8 protein-coding genes are annotated in these 7,039 nt (G+C 65.7%); 2 read left to right on the top strand and 6 right to left on the bottom strand.

Annotated features, from left to right (window positions below; translation table 11 throughout):
- Window positions 1-274 precede the first annotated feature (274 nt).
- The 5 genes from MKI88_RS20830 to MKI88_RS20810 form a co-directional block, all read right to left on the bottom strand.
- The gene (locus MKI88_RS20830) at window positions 275-583 is read right to left on the bottom strand and encodes a hypothetical protein (protein WP_241633472.1); all 309 of its coding nucleotides are present in this window, start codon (window positions 581-583) and stop codon (window positions 275-277) included.
- Window positions 584-635: 52 nt separating this feature from the next.
- Window positions 636-1,628: a cysteine synthase A gene (locus MKI88_RS20825; protein ID WP_241633471.1), complete on the bottom strand. Its 993-nt coding sequence runs from the start codon at window positions 1,626-1,628 to the stop codon at window positions 636-638.
- Window positions 1,629-1,715: 87 nt separating this feature from the next.
- Entirely contained in the window at window positions 1,716-1,943 is a 228-nt protein-coding gene (locus tag MKI88_RS20820; protein ID WP_241633470.1) for a helix-turn-helix transcriptional regulator, read from the bottom strand.
- 2 nt (window positions 1,944-1,945) lie between these two features.
- On the bottom strand, window positions 1,946-2,470 hold the full coding sequence (locus tag MKI88_RS20815) for a DUF2975 domain-containing protein (protein ID WP_241633469.1): 525 nt from the start codon (window positions 2,468-2,470) through the stop codon (window positions 1,946-1,948).
- Between the two features lie 715 nt (window positions 2,471-3,185).
- Window positions 3,186-4,145, bottom strand: coding sequence for a TIM44-like domain-containing protein (locus MKI88_RS20810; protein WP_241633468.1), 960 nt, complete (start codon window positions 4,143-4,145; stop codon window positions 3,186-3,188).
- 465 nt (window positions 4,146-4,610) lie between these two features.
- On the opposite strand from MKI88_RS20810, the gene MKI88_RS20805 reads away from it, so the two are divergent.
- On the top strand, window positions 4,611-5,912 hold the full coding sequence (locus MKI88_RS20805) for a type VI secretion protein ImpB (RefSeq protein ID WP_241633467.1): 1,302 nt from the start codon (window positions 4,611-4,613) through the stop codon (window positions 5,910-5,912).
- A 119-nt stretch (window positions 5,913-6,031) separates the two neighbouring features.
- Entirely contained in the window at window positions 6,032-6,412 is a 381-nt protein-coding gene (locus MKI88_RS20800) for a hypothetical protein (RefSeq protein WP_241633473.1), read from the top strand.
- 77 nt (window positions 6,413-6,489) lie between these two features.
- On the opposite strand, the gene MKI88_RS20795 is transcribed toward MKI88_RS20800, so the two are convergent.
- Window positions 6,490-6,948 (bottom strand): VOC family protein, encoded by a 459-nt coding sequence (locus tag MKI88_RS20795; protein ID WP_241633466.1) that lies wholly within the window; start codon window positions 6,946-6,948, stop codon window positions 6,490-6,492.
- Window positions 6,949-7,039: the final 91 nt, after the last annotated feature.

Below are 7,039 nucleotides of genomic sequence, written 5' to 3'. Positions count from 1 at the left end.
TGTTCGGGCGACACCGGCGCGCCGAGCAGCGCGAGCAACAGCGCCTCGCCCGTCACCGCGAGCAGGATCGCGAGCACGCCGACGCTCCAGCGCACGCGCCAGTGAGCCGCGCGCATCATGAAGACGAGGATCAGCAGCAGCCAGGGCCGTACCGCCAGAAAGCCGTCAAACTGCGCGCGATTGTCGGAAAACGGACCAAAATATGCGCCGGCGAGCAGCTCGGCCAGCGCGAGCAGCCCCGCCCACAGGAAGATGCGCGGAAGCGCCTGCCCGATCAGGGGCCCTTGCCCGCGGCGTCGGCGTTGACGCCGCTTTCGTTGGAGGCGGTGGAGGGTGCGACGCCCAGTTCGGCCAGCGGCTCCTGCGGCAGCGGGTCTTCGGCCAGGTCGTTGCCGACGATGTCGGGCAGCCCCATCGGCGCCTCGACATTGGCCTGTTCCTGCACGGGAATCTCGTCGCTCGCGGAATTGATGATCGCGCCCGCGCTCAGCACGACGAGGAACACCGCCGCCAGCCCGGTCGCGCCGATGCGCACGCGCTGCAGACGTTCCTGCTTCTCGTTTTCTTGCGGACCCGAGTTCACGGATACTTTATTAACCGCACCGGACGCGCTTGTCCATTTCCGCGCGCGGGGTTCAGCCCAGCTTCAGCGAATCCGGCACCTTCAGCCCCTTCGCGGTCAGCCAGTCCGCGTTGTAGAGCGTTGAAAGATAACGGAATCCCGTATCGCACAGGATCGTCACGATCGTCTTGCCCGGCCCCATCCGCTTCGCCAGCGCCACCGCGCCCGCGACGTTGATCCCCGAAGACAGGCCGAGGCACAGCCCCTCCTCCTCGAGCAGCCGGTGCACCCATTCGAGCCCTTCGGCATCCGAGATCCGGAACTGCGTGTCGATCGGCGCGCCTTCCAGATTGGCGGTGATCCGCCCCTGCCCGATCCCTTCCGCGACCGAAGACCCCTCCGACTTCAGCTCGCCGCACGCATAATAGCTGTATAGCGCCGCGCCATGCGGGTCGGTCAGCGCGATGACGATATCCTCGTTCTTCGCCTTCAGCCCCAGCCCGACCCCCGCGATCGTCCCGCCCGTCCCCGCCGAGCAGGTGAAGCCGTCGATCTTGCCACCCGTCTGCTCCCAGATCTCCTCGGCGGTGCCCATGATATGCGCCTTGCGATTGGCGATATTGTCGAACTGGTTGGCCCACAGCGCGTTGTCGGTCTCTTCGGCGATCCGGCGGCTGGTGTGGACGAAATGGCCGGGATTGGAATAGGGCGCGGCGGGCACGAGCACCAGTTCGGCGCCCAGCGCGCGCAGCGTGTCCATCTTCTCGCGGCTCTGCGTTTCGGGCATGACGATGATCGTCTTGTAGCCCTTGGCATTGGCGACGAGCGCGAGCCCGATCCCGGTATTGCCCGCGGTCCCCTCGACGATCGTCCCGCCCGGGCCGATCAGCCCCTTCTCCTCGGCATCGCGCACGATATAGAGCGCCGCGCGGTCCTTCACCGAGGCGCCCGGATTGGCATATTCGCACTTGGCGAGTATCTCGCAGCCGGTGGCGGCGCTTGGCCCTTTCAGGCGGACGAGCGGCGTGTTGCCGATAAGCGATAGCGTGTCGGGTATGATCGTCATGGCCATTAGCTAGGATGAAAGCCGCCAAAGGCCAAGCAAGCGATTTTGGCGGGGGGCGTAGCCGGGGTTTGCAGGCACGCCGACGCATCACCCCGCCCCACCCTCCACGGCGTCGGGCACGAACTCCAATATGTCGCCGGGCTGGCACGACAGCGCGGCGCAGATCGCCTCGAGCGTCGAAAACCGGATCGCGCGCGCCTTTCCGGTCTTCAGGATCGAAAGATTGACGATCGTGATGCCGACGCGCTCGGCAAGCTCGGTCAGCGTCATGCGCCGCGCATACAGCATGTCATCCAGCTTCACGACGATCGCCATCGTCAGATCGTCGCTTCCAGCTCTTCGCGCATCAGCGTGCCTTCGGCGAAGACGCGCGCGAGGACGAAGGTCAGCAGCACCGCGAGCCAGCCGCTGGCCGAAAAGCCCGCATCGAGGTGGAACGGATGCGCTGGGGTCGAAATCGCCTCGCCGATCGCGCCGATGGCGATGCTGAGCAGCTGGAGCACGAGCAGCGCGCAGGCGATGGTCTGCAGCCGGTACGCATTGGCCGCGACGAAGGGATCGCCCCTGCGCACCGTTTCGACGATCGCGAGCAGCCGCCGCAGGATCGAATCGTTGATCGGGACGGCGACCAGCCCGAGCGCGGCGATCACGCGCAGCGGCACGATCAGTCGCGAAATCTCCGAGGAAGGAGCGATGCCGAGCGCGGTCATCGTCCACGCTTTGGCGACGATGGTTGCCGTCAGCAGCGCAAAGATCGCGGCGCCGGCGAGCCAGTTCAGCACGACCAGGATACGCAGCAGCACATAGGCGCTGGGCAGCGCGGGCGAAGGACTACGGGGCATCGAACCGACTCCGGCGGCTGTTCATATCGAAAAACGATAATTTGTTTATCGAAAATCGTCAAGCGCGCGGACCGACGCCCCCCGTCATTGCGAGCGCAGCGAAGCAATCCAACGGCGTACGGGCCAGTTTGCGACCAGTACGAAGTACCAAGTGGTGGCGGGGCCTTGATAACCCTTGAAGACGGTCACCCACACTCAATCGACATTCATCCGGATCAATGGGTCTCGATATGGAACGAAGCACCGAAGTTCGCCGAAGTGGAAATCTTCGAGAGGCATCAGTTCTCTTCTCCGGTAGAGAAGGAGTAGGCAGCGTTACAACGTCCGCTTCCCCCCGACGTTTCGGACGTTGCCGATCTCAAGAGCGGGAGCCATCCACAGAGGACTGTCCGGACACGCCGGCATCGTGGACATCCCATTCCCCTCCCTGCAAGGGAGGGGTTAGGGGTGGGTGTCGCCGTCAGGCGATCAAAACACGGGCTTTAGAAGGGCTCGCTCCGCTCGCTACCAACCCCCGGCCCCTCCCTTCCAGGGAGGGGAGCACGCTGCGCTTGACGGCCGCCAATCACAACTTTCCGGCCGCGAGCCCGCCAACGCGTGCGGTAAGCGGAATGTCAGGAATCAGGAAGGTGCTTGTCCGTCCCCATGACCGACATTGCGCGCCTAACGCCCGTTGGCGGGCACTACATGAAAGCGCCCGCCATCTCCTGACCGCTCAGGCCTGCTGAACTGCCGACAGGCGCCACGGACCATGTGCTTCGCGCGCAAAGGTCCACAGCTCGGTCGTCTGCGTCGCTCGGGTGGGATCGCCCTCGATCACGGCGCCGCTGTTGCGATCGAGCATTACGTCGATGCTCTCGTAACGCATGGCGATGGTGGCATAGGCGATCGAAGCTTCGCGCCACGCCTCGGCGACCTCGGCATCGATCAGCCGCGTGCCCGTCACAGTGTTGCGGCGGCCGCTCGTGGCGTTCTGGCTGAGCTCTTCCGCGAAATAGGACATGACCTCGGGCGTGGTCCGCTCGCGCAGGCGCGCATAATCCTCTTGTCCGAACGCATCCTGCACCTCGACAAGCAGCCGTTCGAACGCCTGTTTGTCGTCATCGCGGATCTCGATGTCGTGAGCCGGTCCGGCGAAGGGGGCGCCGGAAAAGCCGCGCGATCCCGTCGGCATCGGCGACTGGCGCGGTTCCATCCCCATGAAGGGCGTCTTCATCGCGCCGCCATGCGCAGCGGCGAGCATGGGCTTGCGGCGGAACATCCGGAAAAGGATCAGGATGACGCCGCCGACCAGCGCCGCCTGCAACAGCGCGATAAGGAAACCCGCGCCCGCCAGCGCGCCAAGGCCGCCGCCCAGCAGCGCGCCGATCAGGCCGCCCGCGATCAGCCCGCCGATCAGGCCCTTTGCGAGACCGCCGGATTTCGCGGGGACCATCTTGCCGGCCTGGGGCTGCCGGCCCGCGGCCTGGCTGCCGTTCCGGTTTTCCGTCATGGAGCGCTGGACGGGCGCCGTCTGCGCGGGCGCGACAGCCGTTGCCTTTGGCGCATGATGGGTACGCGCCCCACGGCTGCCAAAGCTGCCGCCCCGGCGCGCGTCCGCCGGCGCACTCAGCGCCACGGTAACAGCCAGGCCAATCGCGAGGGCGCCGAAATTTCTCAATCTGAAACCGCTCATCTCAACTCCTTTGGGAGCCATCTACAGGGTGTTGCTCCCCATTGCCAGAAGCGCGGGCTGGCCGTGCGACGGTTTCAGGGCGCGCATTCTCCTGATCCGCACAGTCTTCTGATCCCCACAGTCTTCTGATCCCCACATTCTTCTGATCCGACGCCCGTGTGCGGACCCCTGCGACGGGCCTGGAATGCGCTGTTCCGGGAGCAAAGCCGCCGGGCCTGCACCCCGCCCTGCCCCCGTCCTGCACCCCCGCTGTCCTACACGCCCCGCCTCTGTCATCGTGCTCGCGGGCCGTCATAAGGGCACGGCCGGGCGGGGATGGAAAAGATGCGCGTTTGTGAGAAAAGTGTGAAGCTAAGTGAAGCTAAGGCTCTCCATAGCCTGGCCGAAGGGCTGCCTCGTCATGGTCGCCCGCGCGCGGTTTCGCGTGGATTTCGTCGCGCATGTTCGCTACATGTTCTCACCGCGATGCCCGACTCCGCTCCCCCTTTCCCCCCGCGCCCGCTGCGCTGGCTCTATGTCGACCTCAACAGCTATTTCGCGAGCGTCGAGCAGCAGCTCAATCCCGATCTGCGTGGCCGCCCGGTGATCGTCGCGCCCGTCGCAAGCGATACCACCGTCGCGATCGCGGCCTCTTATGAGGCCAAGAAATATGGCATCTCGACGGGCACGCCCGTCTGGGAGGCAAAGCGCAAGTGCCGCGATCTGCTGATCGTCGCGCCCGAGCACAGCCGCTATGTCGAGTTCCACGACGCAATCGTCGCCGAAGTCTGGAAGCACATCCCCGTCACGCATGTCTGCTCGATCGACGAGGTCGCGTGCCGGCTGCTCGACAATGAGAACAGCGTCGAGGCCGCCCGCGCGCTCGCGCTCAGGATCAAGGCGGGGATCCGCGACAATGTCGGCGAATGCCTCACCTCCTCGATCGGGATCGCGCCCAACCGGCTGCTCGCCAAGCTTGCTTCGGACATGCAGAAACCCGACGGGCTGACGGTGCTGACCGCAGACGAACTGCCCGAGCGGCTGTTCACGCTCCCGCTGCGCGCGGTCTCGGGGATCGGCGCGAAGATGGAACGGCATCTGGCGCAGCACGGCATCAACGACATCGCGCAGCTCTGCGAACGACGTCCCCGCGACGCCGGAAGCGCCTGGGGCGGCGTGGGTGGCGACCGGCTCTGGTATCTGCTCCACGGCGTCGATCTTCCCGAAAAGCCGACGCAGCACCGGACCATCGGGCACAGCCACGTCCTCTCCCCGTCAAAGCGCGGGCTCGAGCCCGCGCGGCTGACCGCGCGGCGGCTGGCGCTCAAGGCCGCGAGCCGCCTGCGGCGCAATGGCTATCGCAGCCGGCTGCTCGTGCTCCACGCCCGGTTCGAGGACGACAAGAGCACGGTCCGGATCAGCCGCAAGCTCAGCCCCACGCAGGACAGTTTCGCGATCCTCGCCGCGCTCGATGCGCTCTGGCCGCAGCTTGCTGCCGCGGGGCGCGTGCGGCCGGGGGGCTTTCGCCTGCGCATGATCGGGGTGACGCTCGCCGAGATCGAACCCATTCAGGGCGAGCAGGACTCGCTCTTTGCCGCGCTCGACCCCGACGATCCGCTGGCGCGCGAAACGCGCACGCTCGCGCTCAGCCGCGCGATGGACCGGATCAACGAGAAATTCGGCCGGCATGCGGTCAGCGTCGGCCCGATGAGCGGCGGGCGCGCCGACCGTGTGGGCACGCGAATCGCCTTTGGCCGCATTCCCGAGGCGAGCGAATTTCACGATTGAGACGCGGCGCGTACTTTTTCGTCGCGACATGGGGTAAGATACGGTTTATTTTCATGTTGTAACACAACCGCGCTTGACGCGGGGGCTCACAAAGGCAAAGCGTCACGCCCGCTATGAAGATGCACTCACTCCTCCCCGTCGCCGCCGCCTCCGCGCTTCTTGCGCTGGCCGCGTGCAGTACCGAGCCCGAGACCATCACCGGTGGCGGTCCGCAGGACGATATGGCCGCCGAGCTGGCCAATGCCGCGCCCGTCGAGCTTCCCCCTTCGGTGAAGGAAAGCAAGACCTATCGCTGCAAGGACAACACGATCGTCTATGTCGACTTCCTGTCGGGCGACAAGTCGGCGAACGTCCGCACCGACAAGGCTGCGCCGCCGACGCTGGTCAAGGCCGAGGAAGCCGGCAAGCCGATGGTCGCCGAAGGCTATTCGCTCGAAGGCAAGGGTTCGAGCATCACGCTTACCCTGCCCGGCAAGGGCAGCCAGAGCTGCAAGGCCTGACCTGACTCAAGGCTGAGTATCCAGTATCAGACAAAGGGCCGGCGGAGCGATCCGACCGGCCCTTTTCATTGCCGCGGTCAGGCGGGCGCCATCTCGCTCATTCGCCGCGCCATCTCTTCTGGGGCGACGTCCTCGACATGCGTCGCTATCGACCAGCGATGGCCGAAGGGGTCGACAAGCGTCCCCATCCGGTCGCCCCAGAACTGGTCTTCGGGCGCCCGCTCGGCGGTCGCGCCCGCAGCGATAGCGCGGTCGAATGCGGCGTCGACGCCATCGAGATAGATCATCAGGCTCGCCGTCGTCCCGCCCCGCGACTTCGGTCCGAGCATGTCCATGTCGGGCCATTCGTCGGACAACATGACATGCGAGTTGCCGATCTTGATCTCGGCATGCGCAATCCTGTCGCCCATCGGCATGCGGAAGAGTTCGGTCGCGCCAAAGGCATTCTTGTAGAACTCGATCGCCGCATTGGCGTCGTCGAGCGTCAGATAGGGCGTTACGCTGGAATAGCCTTCGGGAATCGGTGAAACGCTCATTGCTCTCTCCTCATTCGTCCCCCGGCCGAGTCGAACCTGGTGCAGGATCGAACCAGGCGATGACAAGCGCAAGCAGCGCGCGTCGGCCCGA

The sequence above is a fragment of the Sphingomonas sp. LaA6.9 genome (assembly GCF_022601895.1).
GTDB lineage: Bacteria > Pseudomonadota > Alphaproteobacteria > Sphingomonadales > Sphingomonadaceae > Sphingobium_A.
This window is presented reverse-complemented; position numbering and strand designations above follow the sequence as displayed.